A 16,512-nucleotide genomic window follows, 5' to 3' on the forward strand; every position below is an offset into this window, starting at 1 on the left:
CTTGTACGGGCGGGGGATGATCCTGCCACGGTAAAAAGGACATCGGGACGATTCAATGAACTTCACTTTCCTGCATGCGGCGGATCTGCACGTGGACAGCCCCCTCAAGGGGCTGGACCGTTATGAAGGGGCGCCGGTGGAGCGTTTGCGCAACGCCACGCGCCAGGCCCTGGAGGCCCTGGTGGATACCGCCCTGAATGCCCGGGTGGACTTCCTGCTGCTGGCCGGAGACATCTACGATCGGGACTGGCAGGACTTTCATACCGGCCTGTTCTTCCGTGAGCAGATGGTTCGCCTGGAGCGAGGCGGGGTGCGGGTGTTCATGGTGCAGGGCAACCATGATGCCCAGGGGGTGATCAGTCGCCAGTTGCATTTGCCCGAAAACGTGACCGTCTTTTCCAGTCGAACGGCACAGACAGCGCAACTGGAGCCGCTCTCCGTGGCCATTCATGGGCGCAGCTTTCCCAATCGCGCGGTGGATGAGGACTGGGTGCCCGAATACCCGGCACCGGTGACCGGGTGCTTCAATATCGGGTTGTTGCATACCAGCCTGAGCGGGCGGCCGGGCCACGACCGTTATGCCCCGACCGATGTGGCCGCGCTCACCGCCAAGGGTTACGACTACTGGGCGCTGGGGCATGTGCATCATCGCGAGGTGGTGTGTGAAAGCCCGCGCATCGTCTTTCCCGGCAATCTGCAAGGCCGTCATGCCAACGAAACCGGCCCCAAGGGTTGTGATCTGGTGCGGGTTACGCCCGCGGGCATCCAGTCCGAATTCATGCCCCTGGATGTGGTGCGCTGGCATCGGATCGAGCTGGATGTCACCGATCTCGAGGATATCGCCGCCTTTGTGCGCCGGGTCTCCAGGGCCCTGGAGCAGGCGCTGGACGGGGATCTGGAGCGACTGCATGCGGTGCGTGTACATCTCACCGGCATGAGTGCCCTGCAGGATCTTGAGGCCCGTCAGCCCGGCACGCTGGAAGCCCAGGTGCGGGCTGCCGCACAGGACCTGGATGGGCCCCAGGTGTGGGTGGAACAGGTGCGGGTGCGCCTGAGTCGTCCGCTGGAGCGGGGTCAGGTGGCGGCCCGGGATGACGCCGTGGGCGAGTTGCTGCGTCTGGTGGATGAAATGATGGAGGATCCCGACCGGGCCGCCGAATTTCTGCAACAGCCGCTTGCGGGTCTTCTGGACAAGATCCCCGGGGAGGTGGATCTCCCTGACTGGGTCGAGCTGAAGGATGAACAGCAGGTGCGGGATCTGCTGCTGGATGCCGAATCCACCGTGCTGGCACGGCTGGGCGAGGCGGGGCAGGGCGAATCATGAAACTCATTCGGCTGGATCTTCAGGCCTTTGGGCCGTTCACCGACACGCAGATTGTCTTTGGCCAGGCCGATGATGGGCGGGACGCTGACGGTCTGCACCTGATCTACGGCCCCAATGAGGCCGGTAAATCCTCGGCGCTGCGGGCCATGACGGATCTGCGTTTTGGCATTCCTGCACGCAGTCGCGATAACTTCGTTCACGATTTCAAGCGCTTGCGCCTTGCAGGTGTGTTTGTGGATGCCCGAGGGGAGCCCGTCTATCTGGCGCGTCGCAAGGGGCGGGGCGTCACCCTGCACAGGCCAGACAGCAAGGACGACACCCTGACCGATGCGCCCGCGGCCACCCCGGAGCAGGAGCAGCAACTCACTGGCGGGCTGACGCGAGAGGCATTCGAGGCCATGTTCGGCCTGGATCACCTGCGCTTGCGCGAGGGTGGGGATCGCTTGCTCAAGGGGGAGGGGGAACTGGGGTCTGCCCTGTTCGAGGCCAGCGCCGGCACCCGGGGCATCGCCGGCATACTCGAGGCCCTGGATACGGATGCCAAAGGCCTTTTCAGTTCACATGGACGGGCCACCCAGGCGGTGATCAATGAAGCCCGGGCGACCCTGGAGGCGCAGCGCAAGGTCCACAGGGATGCACTCACGCGACCCGCAGAGTGGCAGGCCCTGGAGCGCAGTCATCAGCAGGCCCTGGAAGAACTCACCAGTCTGGAGAAAGCCCTGGAGGAAGCCCAGCGGCATGAGAAGGATCTGGCGGGCCTGCGAACCGTGGCGCCGCTTCTGGAGGACCTGGACCGTTTGCGCAAGGAGCTTGCGTCGCTTGAAACCGTGCCCGACCTGGTGGCCGAGGCCCGCGAGCAACGCCTGTCGGCCCAGCAGGCCCGCGGCCGTGCCCGCCAGGACCTTCGCGATGCCGAGACCCAGTGGCAGGAATGCGAGCGTCGATTGCAGGCCCTGGTGATTGAAACCCCGCTGCTGGAGCATGCGGCCACCATCGAGCGGTTGGCCGGGCGCCTGGAGACGGTGACCGAAGCCCGGGTGGAGCTTTACCGTCAGCAGGCCCGCGTGGAGCGGCTGGATGCCCGCCTGACCGAACAGGCTCAACGCCTGGACGACAAGGCTGATGTGGGGAGGTTATTGAAACATCTGCCTTCGGCGGCCGATCGGGCTGCCCTGGAGGAGGATCTCAATCAGCTGGCAGTGATCGGGCCGCGTCTGGAGGATCGCCGGTCGCGCCTGGAGACGTTGGAAACGGCCGAGCGGGAGGCGGAGCACGAGGCCGCAGCCCCTGAGGCGACGGCCAGCGAATCCCTCGCCCAGGCGCTGCATCAGGCCCGGGCCCTCGGGGAGGTGACCGCAGATACCCAGGCCGTGAAGCGGGATCTGGAGGATATGCACAGCCAGTTGCAGCAGCATCTGGCAGATATGGGGCAGGTGGAGCTTCAGGTCGTGCGGGAATCCCGGCCCTTGATGCAGGCTCAGCTGGATGAGGCCCGGGATGCCCAGGGCGCGGTGGAGGACACCCTGCGGGCGCTCAACGAGGAGGAGGCGCGCCTGCAACGGGATCGGCAGGAACAGGCCAGACAACTGGAGCAGCTGACGGCCGGTGGTCGGGTGGTGACCCTCGATACCCTGCTTGAAGCCCGGGCATGGCGCGATGCCCTGTGGTCGCGTCTGAGGCAGACCTATGTGGAAGGCCAGAGCGCTCCAGAAGCGGCGATGAAGGATCTCGACCTGACGCGCCCCTTGCCAGAGAGCTTTGAGGTCGCTCAGATGCAGGCCGATCATCAGGCAGATCAGCTCAGGGAGAATGCCGGGCAAGCCGCGCGCATCCAGGAATGCCAGGGCAGGATCAAGGCCATGGATGAACGCCATGGGGAGATCCAGGCCCGGCTTGCGCAAGGGCAGCGGGAGCGTGAGGCATTGATTGAACAGTGGCAGACGCGTCTGCAGGCTCAGGGGCTGCCGGATCTTTCCCCCGATGCCCTGGGGCAATGGCAGGGGCGCCGCGAGGCCCTGCTGGAACTGGCGAGGCGACTGGAGCGGCTGGAGCGCAGCCAGTCAGAGCGTGATGAGCAGCGTCGGCAGGCCATGGAAACACTGAGCCAGGCCTTGTGTGCCGTTGGCGAGCGCCCGGCTGGAACGGACCTGGCGGTGCTGATCGAGCAGGCGGGTGCCTGGGAACGCCAGGCCACCGCCGCCCAGGGGCGTCGTCAGGAGCGCGAGCGCCATGCACGGATCCGGCAAAGGGATCGGGATGCATTGCTTCGGGACATCGACGCCATGGAACGGGAGTGGCAGGCCCGCACCCGCGCCGTTTCGGCCTGGCATGAACGCCTGGGTCTGCCCGCGACGGCAGGGCCGGCCGAGGTGCGCGCCCGTCTGGAGGAACTGGATACCCTGGAGGCCCTGAGTGTCGAGCGGGGGGATCTACTCGCCGCGCAAGCACGCCAGCAGGCGCTGGTGCGGGACTTTCAGGATCAGGTGGCCGGCCTGGCCCATCTTCTGGGTGAACCCACGCCCAGCTCGCCGGATGACTATGCGGGTCAGTTGCAGACGAGGCTGCGGGTTGCCCGGGAGCGAGAGCATCAGCGGGCCATGGGCCTTCAGGAGCAGGGCGCGGCAGCGGCCGCTCGGGAGCGGGCCCGGCAAGAGCTCGATACCCAGGCCAGGGCGCTTGAGGCCTTGTGCCAGGCGGCCGATGGGGTCGGGGAGGACGATCTGCCCGGGATCGAGGCCAGAGCCGACCGCAAACGTCAGGTGCGTATGGGCCTGGAGGAGCGGCAGCAGCAGCTTGCCCTGGCCTCCATTCGATCGGAGGCGGACTTGCGCCAGCGTCTGGAGGGGTTGGACGTGATCGCCATCGAGGCGGACCAGGCCCGCTGTCAGGTAGAGATCGAACGCCTGGGGCAGGCGGTGGCCGAGGCCCGCAAGGTTGAAGAACGCACCCGCAGGGATCTTGAAGAGGTGGACACCTCTGACGAGGCGGCCCGTGCCCGGGAAGCGATGGAATCGGCTGCCGCCCGTATCCAGGGGGCCATCCGGCCCTGGATGCGCCTGCGCCTGGCCCATGCATTGCTGCAGGAGGCGCTTCATCGATTCCGTCAGCGTTCCCAGGCGCCCATGGTGGCGGCAGCCTCGAACTATCTGGCGTTGATGACTCAGGGGCGCTATGCGCGCCTAGAGGCCGATGAATCCCAGGACGTACCGGTACTCAAGGCCATGCGGGATGACGGCACCCTGATCGGCGTGGATGCCATGAGTGAGGGCACCCGCGATCAGCTCTACCTGGCACTGCGCCTGGCGGCCCTGGAGTTGCGACGGGAGTCCCATCCCGGCATGCCGGTCATCCTGGACGATGTACTGATGACCTCGGACGATGCCCGGGCCGGTTTGATCCTGCAGGCGCTGGCACGGTTTGCCGGGGCGGGGCAGGTGATGCTGTTCACTCATCACCGGCATCTTCTGGAAGTGGCCCGGGAGGCGGTGCAGGCCAACGCCCTGCACATCCATGAATTGGGGCGTGAGCGCGGCGCGGCTTGACGCTCCTGCAGCAAAGCCCGCATAATTCAACGCCTTTCCGGCGCCCGTGCGCCGTAGATACCGAGCAATGGTGACCTGCACCGGTCCCCTCGCGACAACAAGCTGTGAACCCCGCCAGGCCCGGAAGGGAGCAACGGTAGCAGTGGACTTGGGCGCCGGGGTGCGGCTGGTGTGGGTTACCACCCTTTCGAGGCCATGCCGGGCTTGGCACTCTTCAGCGACCCGCAACGAGATCCATGAGCTATCAGGTCCTGGCCCGCAAGTGGCGTCCCCGCACCTTCGAACAACTGGTGGGCCAACCCCACGTGGTGCGCGCCCTCTCCAATGCCCTGCGTGAAGATCGCCTCCACCATGCCTATCTATTCACCGGCACCCGTGGCGTGGGCAAGACGACCATCGCCCGCGTTCTGGCCAAGTGCCTCAACTGCGAAACGGGCATCACCGCCCAGCCCTGCGGCCAATGCAGCGCCTGCCGTGAGATCGACGAGGGCCGCTTTGTTGATCTGATCGAGGTGGACGCCGCCTCCCGCACCCGTGTGGAAGACACCCGGGATCTGCTGGAAAACGTGCCCTATGCCCCCACCCGGGGCCGCTTCAAGGTCTACCTGGTGGACGAGGTGCACATGCTCTCCACCCACAGCTTCAATGCCCTGCTCAAGACGCTTGAAGAACCCCCGCCCCACGTCAAGTTTCTGCTCGCCACCACGGATCCGCAAAAGCTTCCGGTCACCGTGCTCTCCCGCTGCCTGCAGTTCAATCTCAAGGCCATGCCGCCGGAGATGATTCATGGCCATTTGCTCCAGTTGCTGGAGCGGGAAGGTATCCAGGCCGAGTCGGCGGCGGTGATGCAGGTGGCCCGGGCCGCCTCGGGCAGCATGCGCGACGCCCTGAGCCTGCTGGATCAGGCCATCGGTTTCGGGGGCGGCGTGCTGCGCGAGGCCGAGGTGCTGGACATGCTCGGTGCCATCTCCCGAGACCATCTGAAACGTCTTCTGGAGGCCCTGGCCGAGGGCGATGCCCGTGAACTGCTGGCAGCGGTGGACGTGCTCTCGGAGCAAGCGCCGGACTATGGCGCGGTGCTGGGGGAGGTCATCACCCTGCTGCATCACCTGGCCCTGGTTCAGCAAGTGCCCGAGGTGGCGGACAGCTTGCCTGATGATCCGTCCATGCTCAGGGATCTGGCATCACGACTGTCACCTGAGGATGTCCAGCTGTTCTACCAGATCGCCCTGATCGGGCGCCGCGACCTACCCCTGGCGCCGGAGCCCCGGGCCGGTGTGGAGATGGTCTTGTTGCGCATGCTGGCGTTCCGGCCGGCGGAGGCCTCGCAACCGACAGCCGCTGCCACCCAGGCGCCTTCGTCTGCGCCTGCCGGCAAACGCCCAGCTGCGTCGTCACCCGGGCCGGAGCCATTCCCCGCGCCTGCACCGACACCCTCTGCGCCCCCAGCGCCCCCAGCGCCCCCAGCGCCCCCAGCGGCCCCTTCGGTGCCGGCGTCCGGGAGCGGCGAACTGGACTGGCCGCAACTGGCCGCCAGCCTGGGGCTTGGGGGTATCCCCGGTCAGCTGGCCAGCCATTGCGCATTGTTGCGCTACGATGGTGGTGAGTTGGTCCTGGGCCTGGCACGTCAGCACGATAACTTCAGGACCACCAAGGCTCAGGACAAGCTCCAGGAAGCGCTGCGCCACCACCTGGGTGAAGAGGTGAAGCTCACCATCCAGGTAGGGAATGCCCAGGGAGAGACCCCGGCAGCCATGGCCGCACGTCGCGATGCGGAGCGTCAGCGGGCGGCCGAGCAGTCCATCGACGAGGATCGCTGGGCGCAGGGACTGAAAGAGCAGTTTGATGCGGAACTGGTCCCGGGCTCCGTGCGTCCGCGCGATCGGGAGTAACGCCCGGCCCGGTCCAGGTCATGGATTCGGGCTGGCGATGATGTTTCATTGACCCCGAGGCTTTACACTAGGCCTCTTGATTCCACTGACGTACGTAAGGTGAAGATATGCTGAAAGGCGGACTTGGCAATTTGATGAAGCAGGCCCAGAAGATGCAGGAGGACATGGCCAAGGCGCAGGCTGAGCTGGCCGAGATGGAAGTGACCGGTGAGTCCGGCGGTGGCCTGGTGACCGTGGTCATGACCGGCAAGCATGCCGTGCGCAAGGTGGGCATCGACCCCAGTCTGCTGGAGGATGACCGCGATATGCTGGAAGACCTGCTGACTGCCGCCATGAATGACGCCGTGCAAAAGGTTGAAGACATGACCCGGGAACACATGGGCAACCTGACCCAGGGCATGGGTCTGCCCCCGGGCTTCAAGATGCCTTTCTGAGCCCTTCGTGGCCGAAACCTCTTTGCTGGAGCGCCTGGTGGAGGGCCTGAGATGCCTCCCCGGCGTAGGCCCGAAATCCGCCCAGCGCATGGCATTGCATGTGCTGGAGCGGGATCGCGAGGGGGCTTTGCGCCTGGCGGCCGTGCTGCGCGAGGCCGTGGAACGCATCGGCCACTGTCGGGTGTGCCGCACCCTCACCGAGCATGAGGTCTGTCATCTGTGTGCCGATTCGGGGCGCGACCGGCAGGTGATGTGTGTGGTGGAGGCGCCTGCGGATGTGCTCGCCATCGAGCAGGCCACCGGCTTTCGCGGCCAGTATCATGTCCTGCTGGGGCAGTTGTCTCCCCTGGATGGCGTGGGCCCCGAGGAACTGGGGCTGGATCAGCTGGAGGCGCGACTGGGAGCAGGGGAGGTTACCGAACTGATCCTGGCCATGGGCACCACCGTGGAGGGCGAGGTGACAGCCCACTATATCAGTGAGATGGCCCGGTCCCGGGGTATCCGTACCACCCGTATCGCCCATGGGATTCCCCTGGGGGGCGAGCTGGAATATGTGGACCGTGGCACCTTGTCTCATGCCTTCGACGGGCGCCGGGAATACTGAATGCGAACACGCTATCCGCCTGAAACCGTGATGGGGAATGCATGACCGATTGTATTTTTTGCAAGATTGCCGAAGGCACCATCCCTGCCGACAAGGTGTATGAGGACGACCTGGTTGTGGCCTTTCGTGACCTCAACCCAAAGGCCCCGGTGCATGTGCTGGTGATACCGCGCAAGCATATTGCCACCCTCAACGACCTGACCGAGGAAGATCATGCCGTCCTGGCCCGGTTGCAGTGGGTGGCCACTCGCGTGGCACAGCAGGAGGGGATCGCCGAGGATGGCTACCGAACCGTGATGAACTGCAATGCAGACGGTGGACAGTCCGTCTACCATATTCATCTGCACGTGCTGGGTGGGCGCCAGATGGAGTGGCCTCCGGGCTGACCATTCACTGAGGATCGCTGGAATGAACAAGTCTCTCTCAACTCTATGCCTGGGCGCGGTGCTGTCGTGCGCAGCAGGCGTGAGTGCGGACGAGGCACTGCATCCGGCGCTCTCTCCTGGTGTCAGCCTGTCTCAGTGGGATGTCTCCAGTGTCTGGGGGGGCGAGTCTGAGGTAGGGCCGCGCTTCACCGTGGGGCCGTATTGGGAGAATTTCCTCACCCAGGGTAACGGACACCTGAGGGCCCTGGACGGGCGTCTGTTCCGCGAGAGCCTGGATTATGACTTGCGGCGGCAGGCCGATCGTGTCCCGGCACCCAGGGGGCGCATGACGGGGACTGGTATCGAGGCCGTGGGCGGGTACCAGTTGGGCTATGTGGCCGACCGGGTGCGCTACGATCTGGTGCTGGGCGTGGGCTATGACCGGGTTCGCCAGGCCTGGGACCGGGGGGTGCGGAATGCCGGCCGGGTCGGTGGCTTTGAGGATGAACTGCACCCCGTTTTCTACACCCGCATCGGGGCAGGCCCGGTCTTCGAAACGGAACAATGGCGTGGGCGTCTGCATATGGGCCTGAAATACCCCCTGGACCTGGATGACGAACTGGATCTGACGTCCCTGATGTTTGGTCAGGATCCGGCACACGTGTCCCAGTACCACTCCGGGAGTTTTGTGAACTTCAGCAACCTCTTCCTGCTGGGGGGCAACGAGTTCCGCCTGGACTTCTATTACGACCGGTATCGGCTGTCGTCCCCGGGTCTGGGGGGAGGCGGCCTTGACGCATCGGGGCTGGATTGCCTTGATTGTGGCACTGGCTCCACCCAGAGCAATGTGGAGATCTTCGGTATCGAGATGGGTGTGAATTTCTAGGCATCGGGCCCACCGGCTGTTTTACCCCGGTAGCAGGTTCCGGTAGCTTTCATATCGCCGCGGGCTGATGTGCCCGGCCTTCACCGCCTCCAGCACCGCACAACCCGGCTCCACCGTGTGGCTGCAATCCTGAAAGCGGCATTCCCCCGCCCGTTCGCGAAGCTCTACGAAGCCCTGCACCAGTGCCTCCCGGGAGGCAGGCCCGGGCGTGAAGTCACGGACACCAGGGGAGTCGATCAGGGCGCCGCCACATTCCAGGGGATACAGCGTGGCATTGGTCGTGGTGTGCCGCCCACCTTCGCCCCCCATCTCGGAGAGGGCGCCGATGCGGATCTCCAGGTCCGGCAGCAGGGCCTTGACCAGCGACGACTTGCCCACCCCCGACTGACCCACCAGCACACTCACTCCCGAAGACAGTGCAGCCCGGAGTGTGTCCATGCCCTGATTGTGGGGGACGCTGGCGTGTATGACTTCGTAACCCAGGTCCCGATACTCGGTCAGGGGTGAGGGCAACGGAGCCCCCGCGGGCAACAGGTCCACCTTGTTGAAGAGGATCACGCCCCGGGCGGGCATGCGCTCAATGGCCGCCAGATAACGATCCACCAGCGACCAGTTGGGTTCTGGGGCCGGGGCAATGACCACCACCACCTGACTCAGGTTGGCCGCCACGCTCTTGGGGTTGCCGCGAGGGTCCACCCGCTCCAGCAGGTTGGTGCGTGGCAGGATGTCGGTGACCACGGCGTGCCCCTGGGCATCCCGATGCCACTGCACCCGATCATTGCACACGCCGTGCTCCAGGCGTCGGCGGGTGGTGCAGCGGTGGACCACTCCCTGGTCGTCTTCCACTAATACCTGTGATCCGAAGCGGGTGACCACCCGGCCGGCCATGGATTGGGTCATTGCGTGTTCCGTGGGTTGTCTATGTGTGCAGCAACTGATCCACCTTGGCGGCACAGATGAAGTCGTTCTCCGACAGGCCGCCAATGGCATGGGTGGAGAAATCCACCTGGCATTGATTGTAACTCACGGCCATGTCCGGATGATGATCCTGCTGATGGGCGATCCAGGCCACGGCATTCACAAACGCCATGGTTTCATGGTAATTGCGAAAGCGCACCGTGCGGCTCAATTTCCCGGCGTCGTCGGACAGCTGCCAATCGCTGGCGAGCTTCTCCATCATGCCCTTGGCCGCTTTCTCGTCAAGAGGGGCGACCCCACCTTCGCAGGGTACGCACTGTTTCTGGCTCAGTGACTCGTTCATGCAACCTCCCAGGGCGGCGGGGGCCGCCTCGAAAATGCGCGTGTCTACGGTGTAGACTGTGCCACAGACGTCACGTTCGAACAAAAAAGGAACCCCATGAGCCCTCACCCGGATAACCTGGTCTGGATTGACCTTGAGATGACCGGTCTGGACCCCCAGTCTGACTACATCATCGAGATTGCCACCATCGTCACGGACAAGAATCTCAACATCCTGGCCGAAGGACCGGTCATCGCCATCCACCAGAACGAGGAAATCCTCGGCGGTCTGGACGACTGGAATCACAGCACGCACAGCCGCTCCGGACTCCTTCAGCGGGTGCGGAGCAGCATGTACAACGAGGTGGATGCCGAGCAGGCCACCCTGCGTTTCCTGAAGGATTACGTGCCGGCACGCACATCACCCATGTGCGGCAACACCATCTGCCAGGACCGGCGCTTTCTATACCGCTGCATGCCCGACCTGGAAGCATTCTTCCATTACCGCAACCTGGATGTGAGTACGCTCAAGGAACTGGCGCGGCGCTGGGCACCCGAGGTGCTCAATTCCCTCTCCAAGGATGCCACGCACCAGGCCCTGCAGGATATTCGCGACTCCATCACCGAGCTGCGCCATTACCGGGAGCACCTGCTCAAGGTGTAACCCGGCTCAGGGTTCGATGGGGGTATCCGGGCAGTTGCCCCAGTCGGACCAGCTTCCGGGGTAGCCACGAACCTTCTCGAAGCCCAGGTGCTTGAGCACCAGCCAGGTGTAGGCGGAGCGGTGATGGGTGTGGCAGTAGGTGACGATTTCCTTGTCGCGGGTGATGCCCTGGGTGCCCAACTCCTGTAGCAGCGTCCTCTCCGGACGTAGTCGAAGATCCTGTTTCGCATCCATGGCCTGAGTCCATTCGTACAAAATGGCCCCGGGGATGTGCCCACCACGTTGGGCGCGGACATCACTGCCATCAAATTCCTCAGGGCTGCGGGCATCCAGAAATGCCACCCGGGGGTCTTGCAGGTGCGCCAGGATCCAGTCCCGGTCTGCCACCTGTGACTCGTTAAACGCCCCTATCGGGTAATCGCCCTGATCAATGCTGGGTTCCTGGGTGGTCACCGGCATGTTCTCCCGGCGCCAGCCCTCCAGCCCCCCGTCCAGCAATGACAACCGCTCGTGCCCCACCACCGCCAGGGTCCACAGCAGGCGTGAGGCCTTGCCACCTCCCTCGTCATCATAGGCCACCACGTGGCTGCCGGGATGAATGCCCAGTTCCCGGAAGAGTTGCGTCAGATCATCGGGTTCGGGGATCATGCCCATGGCCGGCGGTTCGTCCCGCAGCAGGCGAGGGTAATCCAGGTGCACTGCGGCAGGAAGGTGCCCCTGGGCATAATGGTCTGCCTCGCTCACATCAATGATCCTGAGGGTGGTGTCCTGAAGTCGGGCCTCCAGAGCGCGCGCGTCGATAAGCAAGGGTGTCTCGATCAAGGGGGTCTCCGTGGGCATGATGGATTCCTCAAGAAGATCACGCATGGGGCGACGTCCTGCCCGGGGTGGTTCCCGGAGCCAGCAGGGTGGGGATGCCATCCAGTGCCGGGTCGGTGTCGGGATAATCGATGGTGTAGTGCAGGCCCCGGCTCTCCTGCCGGGAGAGCGCACTGCGGATGATGATCTCTGCCACCACGGCCAGGTTACGCAATTCGATCAGGTCGTTGCTCACCCGGAAATTGCTGTAATACTCGTGGATTTCCCCCTGGAGTAACTCGATGCGGCGCAGGGCCCGTTGCAGGCGCTTGCTGGAACGCACGATGCCCACGTAGTCCCACATGAAACGGCGCAATTCATCCCAGTTGTGGGAAACCACCACCTCCTCGTCGGAATCGGTGACCCGGCTCTCGTCCCAAGGGGGGATCTGGGCGTCACGGGTGACGTGATCGGTGTGCTCGAGAATGTGTTGTGCGGCTGAGCGGGCGAATACCAGGCATTCCAGCAGCGAGTTGCTGGCCATGCGGTTGGCCCCGTGAAGGCCGGTATAGGCCACTTCGCCGATGGCATACAGCCCATCCAGGTCTGTACGGGCGCTGAGGTCGGTGACCACTCCGCCGCAGGTGTAATGGGCAGCGGGCACCACGGGCAGCGGGTCGCGGGTCATGTCGAAGCCGTACTCCAGGCAACGCTTGTAGATGGTGGGGAAATGCGCCTTGATGAAGTCGGCCGGCTTGTGGGAGATGTCCAGGAACAGGCAATCGGCCCCCAGGCGCTTCATTTCATGGTCGATGGCCCGGGCGACGATGTCTCTCGGGGCCAGCTCGCCGCGGGGGTCGAAATCATGCATGAAAGGCTCGCCACTGGGCAGCAGCAGGCGCCCGCCTTCGCCGCGTACCGCCTCCGAGATGAGGAAGGACTTGGCCTTGGGATGGAAAAGGCAGGTGGGATGGAACTGCATGAACTCCATGTTGGCCACCCGGCAGCCGGCCCGCCACGCCATGGCGATGCCATCGCCCGTGGACCCGTCCGGGTTACTGCTGTAGAGATACACCTTGCTGGCACCGCCCGTGGCCAGTACCACGGCCGAGGCGTCGAAGATCTCGACCTGCTGGCGATCCAGGTCCAGTACGTAAGCCCCAAGGCAGCGCTCGCCGGGCAGGCCGAGCTTGGCGCTGTTGATCAGGTCGACGGCGATGTGATGTTCGAACAGCTGGATATTGTCGTGACGTCGGACCTGTTCCACCAGGGTGGATTCGATGGCCTGACCCGTGGCATCGGCGGCGTGGACCACACGGCGATGGCTGTGCCCTCCCTCACGGGTCAGATGCAACTGCACCCGGCCATCCTCGGTGGGTTCGCGCGTGAAGGGTACGCCCAGATCCAGCAGCCACTGGATGCTTTGGGGCCCGTTCTCCACCGTGTGGCGCACCGCCTCCTCATCACACAGGCCAGCGCCTGCGCCCAGAGTGTCGCGCACGTGGGCGTCGATGGAATCCTTGCGATCGAGCACCGCCGATACGCCACCCTGGGCGTAGAGGGTACTGCCCTCGGTGATCGGACCCTTGCTCAGTACCGCCACCCGGCGCTCCGAGGCCAGGTGCAACGCCAGGCTCAGGCCGGCGGCGCCACTGCCAATGATCAGGACATCCGCTGACTGGCGCTCAGGCGCCTGGGTATCTTCCTGCATGGGTTTACAGCCTCGCGTAAGATGTCAGCCTCGATCGATCCGTCTGGGGTGCCATGGGGCACTTCCGGTTGTCCTGGGAGCGCCCGGGTCCGTCAGGACCCGGGCCTTGGTCTCGGGGCACCTCCCAGGACGGGCCTTGCTTGAGGCTATGTTGTTATATGGGTTATTTTGTCACAGTTTTTCGCGCTGTCACACGTGCCGGGGGGCGGGCTCAAAAATTGACCTATGCCAAGCATTTGCGGGAAAAGACCTGCAGATGGGGAAGTGTTTATCCCATTTGCCAGAACTTAAAGAGGGTTTTCATGTCCATCGCAGTTAGGGTACAGGAGGTGCCCTCAGAGGGGGAGTGCCCGCATGGGCAATAAAGTTACCGATGAGGAATTGGTCAGGCGTGTTCAGGCCGGGGACAAGAAGGCTTTCGACGTGCTGGTGCTCAAGTACCAGCACAAGATCGTCAATCTGGTCTCGCGCTACGTGCATGACCCCTCCACGGCGCTGGACGTGGCCCAGGAAGCCTTTATCAAGGCCTATCGGGGCCTGGCCAATTTCCGTGGAGAAAGCGCTTTTTACACGTGGTTGTACCGGATCGCGATCAACACCGCGAAGAATTATCTGGTGTCACAAAGCCGCAGAACACCGGACTACGAGGTGGATGCCCAGGATGCCGAGCAGATGGGCGGCGAATCGGCTCTCAAGGAATATGCAACCCCGGAAGGGGAAATGATGTCCGATGAGATACGCATGGCCGTTCAGGAAGCCATCGGCGGTCTTCCGGAAGACCTGAGAATCGCCATCACGCTTCGTGAACTGGAAGGCATGAGTTACGAAGAGATCGCTCAGACCATGGGTTGCCCCATCGGCACGGTGCGATCCCGAATTTTCAGGGCCCGGGAGGCGATTGACCGAACCTTGCGGCCTTTGCTGGATTAAAGCTCTACATAAGCGAGAAGTCACATGACAGCCACTAAAGAGGAAAGACTCTCTGCACTGGTCGATGACGAGGCCGATGCATTCGAGCTCCGCCGGCTGGTGGACGAGATGGAGAAAAACCCTGAGGACCTGTCCCAATGGGGACGGTATCACCTCATCGGGGACGTCATGCGTGGAAATACCCTGTGCGCCCCTGCGGGCTTCAGCGACCGGATAATGCAGGCCATCGAGGAAGAGCCCGCGCCCACCGTTTCCCCCTGGGCGAGGCACGGTCGGATGCTGAAACCCGTGGCTGGCATGGGCATGGCAGCCGCCGTGGCCGTGGCAGTGCTGGTGGGCGTACAGAACTTCACCGGCGATGCCAGTGATCCAGGGTCCGCTGAACCGGCGATGGCGGGCAGCGAGTCCGACCTGCGTTCGGTGCAGTTCGGGCAGGGTCAGCAGCCGCGCTATCAGTCCGTATTCCCCTCGGATACCCGCAGTACCCAGGTTCAGCACTCCCCAGTGGAGATCGGTGGTCATCGGGCGCTACGCATCGATATGGGTGACGCCCGTTTCAACAGCTACCTGATTAATCATACGGAGTCGACGGTGGGGGCCGGGGTGTTTCCCCAGACGCGAAACGCGGGTCACGGCGCCTCGGGTGAATGATCCGATGACGCGTCGGCTCCCAGCCTGTCTGGCGATGGCCGCATTGCTCGCCTCGGCGGTGGCCGCTGCCTCGGACACGAGAGCCGATGACCTGGTCGCAAAGATGGTCCGTGCTGTGGATCAGTTGAATTATGAGGGGATTTTCGTCTTCTCTCAGGAAAACCGCATGGAGACCATGCATATCCTGCATGGTCGGGACGAGCATGGCTCCCGCGAACGTCTGATGGCCCTCAGCGGTGAACCCCGCGAGGTCATCAAGGATGATCACTCCATTACCTGCATTCGGGCGGACAGCGCCTCGGTGTGCATGGAGCCGCGCAAAACGCTGATGGGCATGCCTGGAATGAGCCCTCTGCGAGGTGGTACGGAGGGCCTGCGGGACAACTATCGCGTGGATGTGGGCGCGTCATACAGGATTGCGGGGCTCTCCTGTCGCGAGGTGGCCATCCTGCCCAGGGATGAGTTGCGCTACGGCCATCGCCTGTGCATCCATGAAGACTCGGGCATGCTCCTCAAGGCCCAACTCCAGGGCCATGATGGGACGGTGCTTGAGCAGTTCATGTTCACCCATATCGAATTCCCCGAGTCGGTCGACGAGGAACGCTTCGAACCGGCCATGGAGGGGGAGGACTTCACCGTACAGCGCTTGGAAAAAAGGGATCGCCCCGAGCGGGAAGTCATGGAGCCCGATCCCCACTGGCACCTGCGCGATCTGCCCCGAGGCTTTGGTGTCACCGCGGTGCGCAAGCGAGCCATGGACGCCAATCCCCACCCAGTGCAGCACATGGTGCTCTCTGATGGCATGGCCACGGTGTCGGTATTCATTGCCCGTGCAGAGCGCCCCGAGGATCTGTTGGTCGGTGTAACCCGTTCTGGTGCCCTGCATGCGGCCGCGCGGCCGGTGGGGGACTATCAGATCACCGTGCTGGGGGAGGTGCCGGCAGCGACTGTGCGCCTGATTGCCGAATCCGTCGTCCACGAGGAAAGCCCGTGATAGAAGAAAACGCCCGCGTGATTGCCGTGGATGAGCCGGGGTTTGCCTGGGTGGACACCCAGCGCAAGACCGCTTGCGGCTCCTGTGCCGTGTCCAGCGGTTGTGGCACCAGCGTGATCGCCAAGCTTTTCAGTGCCAAGCGCACCCAGGTGCGTGTCATCGACCCGCTGGGTGTCAAGCTGGGCGAGGAGGTGATGGTGGGCATCGAGGAGTCCGCCCTGGTGCGGGGGTCCCTGGCGGTCTACATCCTGCCCCTGATCACGATGCTGCTGGCCGCGCTGGCGGCTCAGGGGCTATGGTCCGGTGCCGGTGAACTTCCAGTGGTGTTCGCCGGTCTCTTGGGACTGGGTGGTGGCCTGGGCCTGGTGGCCTTGTACACGCGACGGATTCGTCGCGACCCCCGTTTCCAGCCAGTGGTGGTCCGCCGCCTGGGTCCACCGGTGACGCCCGTGGAGGGTGTGCTGGCCCCCTGACGTGA

General features: G+C 64.1%; 16 protein-coding genes and 1 other RNA gene. 13 read left to right on the top strand and 4 right to left on the bottom strand.

The window, feature by feature from the left end:
• The first annotated feature begins 55 nt into the window (after window positions 1-55).
• From ECTOBSL9_RS11960 to ECTOBSL9_RS11995, 8 genes are all read left to right on the top strand, one after another.
• A complete protein-coding gene (locus ECTOBSL9_RS11960) occupies window positions 56-1,324 on the top strand; it encodes a DNA repair exonuclease (RefSeq protein ID WP_063465239.1) in 1,269 nt (422 codons plus the stop codon).
• Window positions 1,321-4,866: a YhaN family protein gene (locus ECTOBSL9_RS11965; protein WP_063465240.1), complete on the top strand. Its 3,546-nt coding sequence runs from the start codon at window positions 1,321-1,323 to the stop codon at window positions 4,864-4,866. The genes ECTOBSL9_RS11960 and ECTOBSL9_RS11965 overlap by 4 nt, the downstream gene beginning before the upstream one ends.
• A 78-nt stretch (window positions 4,867-4,944) precedes the next feature.
• An RNA gene (gene ffs / locus ECTOBSL9_RS11970) (signal recognition particle sRNA small type) lies at window positions 4,945-5,041 on the top strand.
• 61 nt (window positions 5,042-5,102) lie between these two features.
• Window positions 5,103-6,758 carry a DNA polymerase III subunit gamma/tau gene (gene dnaX, locus ECTOBSL9_RS11975; RefSeq protein WP_063465241.1) on the top strand — a complete coding sequence of 552 codons (1,656 nt, stop codon included), beginning with the start codon at window positions 5,103-5,105 and terminating at the stop codon, window positions 6,756-6,758.
• A gap of 107 nt (window positions 6,759-6,865) precedes the next feature.
• A complete protein-coding gene (locus ECTOBSL9_RS11980) occupies window positions 6,866-7,192 on the top strand; it encodes a YbaB/EbfC family nucleoid-associated protein (RefSeq protein ID WP_063465242.1) in 327 nt (108 codons plus the stop codon).
• Window positions 7,193-7,199: 7 nt separating this feature from the next.
• A complete protein-coding gene (gene recR, locus ECTOBSL9_RS11985; RefSeq protein ID WP_063465243.1) occupies window positions 7,200-7,796 on the top strand; it encodes a recombination mediator RecR in 597 nt (198 codons plus the stop codon).
• A 41-nt stretch (window positions 7,797-7,837) separates the two neighbouring features.
• A complete protein-coding gene (locus ECTOBSL9_RS11990) occupies window positions 7,838-8,182 on the top strand; it encodes a histidine triad nucleotide-binding protein (protein WP_063465244.1) in 345 nt (114 codons plus the stop codon).
• A gap of 22 nt (window positions 8,183-8,204) precedes the next feature.
• Window positions 8,205-9,047 carry a hypothetical protein gene (locus ECTOBSL9_RS11995; protein ID WP_156500117.1) on the top strand — a complete coding sequence of 281 codons (843 nt, stop codon included), beginning with the start codon at window positions 8,205-8,207 and terminating at the stop codon, window positions 9,045-9,047.
• A gap of 21 nt (window positions 9,048-9,068) precedes the next feature.
• Here ECTOBSL9_RS11995 and rsgA read toward each other — a convergent pair whose 3' ends face one another.
• Together rsgA and ECTOBSL9_RS12005 are read right to left on the bottom strand one after the other, a co-directional pair.
• The gene (gene rsgA / locus ECTOBSL9_RS12000; protein ID WP_063465246.1) at window positions 9,069-9,947 is read right to left on the bottom strand and encodes a ribosome small subunit-dependent GTPase A; all 879 of its coding nucleotides are present in this window, start codon (window positions 9,945-9,947) and stop codon (window positions 9,069-9,071) included.
• A 19-nt stretch (window positions 9,948-9,966) separates the two neighbouring features.
• Window positions 9,967-10,308 (bottom strand): 4a-hydroxytetrahydrobiopterin dehydratase, encoded by a 342-nt coding sequence (locus ECTOBSL9_RS12005; RefSeq protein WP_063466179.1) that lies wholly within the window; start codon window positions 10,306-10,308, stop codon window positions 9,967-9,969.
• Window positions 10,309-10,404: 96 nt separating this feature from the next.
• Here ECTOBSL9_RS12005 and orn point away from each other — a divergent pair, with 96 nt between their 5' ends.
• Window positions 10,405-10,950: an oligoribonuclease gene (gene orn / locus ECTOBSL9_RS12010; RefSeq protein ID WP_063465247.1), complete on the top strand. Its 546-nt coding sequence runs from the start codon at window positions 10,405-10,407 to the stop codon at window positions 10,948-10,950.
• 6 nt (window positions 10,951-10,956) lie between these two features.
• On the opposite strand, the gene ECTOBSL9_RS12015 is transcribed toward orn, so the two are convergent.
• Both ECTOBSL9_RS12015 and nadB read right to left on the bottom strand, forming a co-directional pair.
• Window positions 10,957-11,817 (bottom strand): sulfurtransferase, encoded by an 861-nt coding sequence (locus ECTOBSL9_RS12015; protein ID WP_240480970.1) that lies wholly within the window; start codon window positions 11,815-11,817, stop codon window positions 10,957-10,959.
• Window positions 11,810-13,459: an L-aspartate oxidase gene (gene nadB, locus ECTOBSL9_RS12020; protein ID WP_063465248.1), complete on the bottom strand. Its 1,650-nt coding sequence runs from the start codon at window positions 13,457-13,459 to the stop codon at window positions 11,810-11,812. Before nadB ends, ECTOBSL9_RS12015 begins: the two co-directional genes overlap by 8 nt.
• A 354-nt stretch (window positions 13,460-13,813) precedes the next feature.
• Here nadB and rpoE point away from each other — a divergent pair, with 354 nt between their 5' ends.
• From rpoE to ECTOBSL9_RS12040, 4 genes are read left to right on the top strand one after another with little or no spacing between them, the layout of a single operon-like run.
• The gene (gene rpoE, locus ECTOBSL9_RS12025) at window positions 13,814-14,389 is read left to right on the top strand and encodes an RNA polymerase sigma factor RpoE (protein ID WP_063465249.1); all 576 of its coding nucleotides are present in this window, start codon (window positions 13,814-13,816) and stop codon (window positions 14,387-14,389) included.
• Between the two features lie 24 nt (window positions 14,390-14,413).
• The gene (locus ECTOBSL9_RS12030; protein ID WP_063465250.1) at window positions 14,414-15,040 is read left to right on the top strand and encodes a sigma-E factor negative regulatory protein; all 627 of its coding nucleotides are present in this window, start codon (window positions 14,414-14,416) and stop codon (window positions 15,038-15,040) included.
• 4 nt (window positions 15,041-15,044) lie between these two features.
• Entirely contained in the window at window positions 15,045-16,034 is a 990-nt protein-coding gene (locus ECTOBSL9_RS12035; protein ID WP_063465251.1) for a MucB/RseB C-terminal domain-containing protein, read from the top strand.
• Window positions 16,031-16,507, top strand: a complete 477-nt coding sequence (locus tag ECTOBSL9_RS12040; protein ID WP_063465252.1) for a SoxR reducing system RseC family protein — start codon at window positions 16,031-16,033, stop codon at window positions 16,505-16,507. The genes ECTOBSL9_RS12035 and ECTOBSL9_RS12040 overlap by 4 nt, the downstream gene beginning before the upstream one ends.
• Window positions 16,508-16,512 lie beyond the last annotated feature (5 nt).

This window comes from Ectothiorhodospira sp. BSL-9 (assembly GCF_001632845.1).
In the GTDB taxonomy this organism is placed as follows: Bacteria; Pseudomonadota; Gammaproteobacteria; order Ectothiorhodospirales; family Ectothiorhodospiraceae; genus Ectothiorhodospira.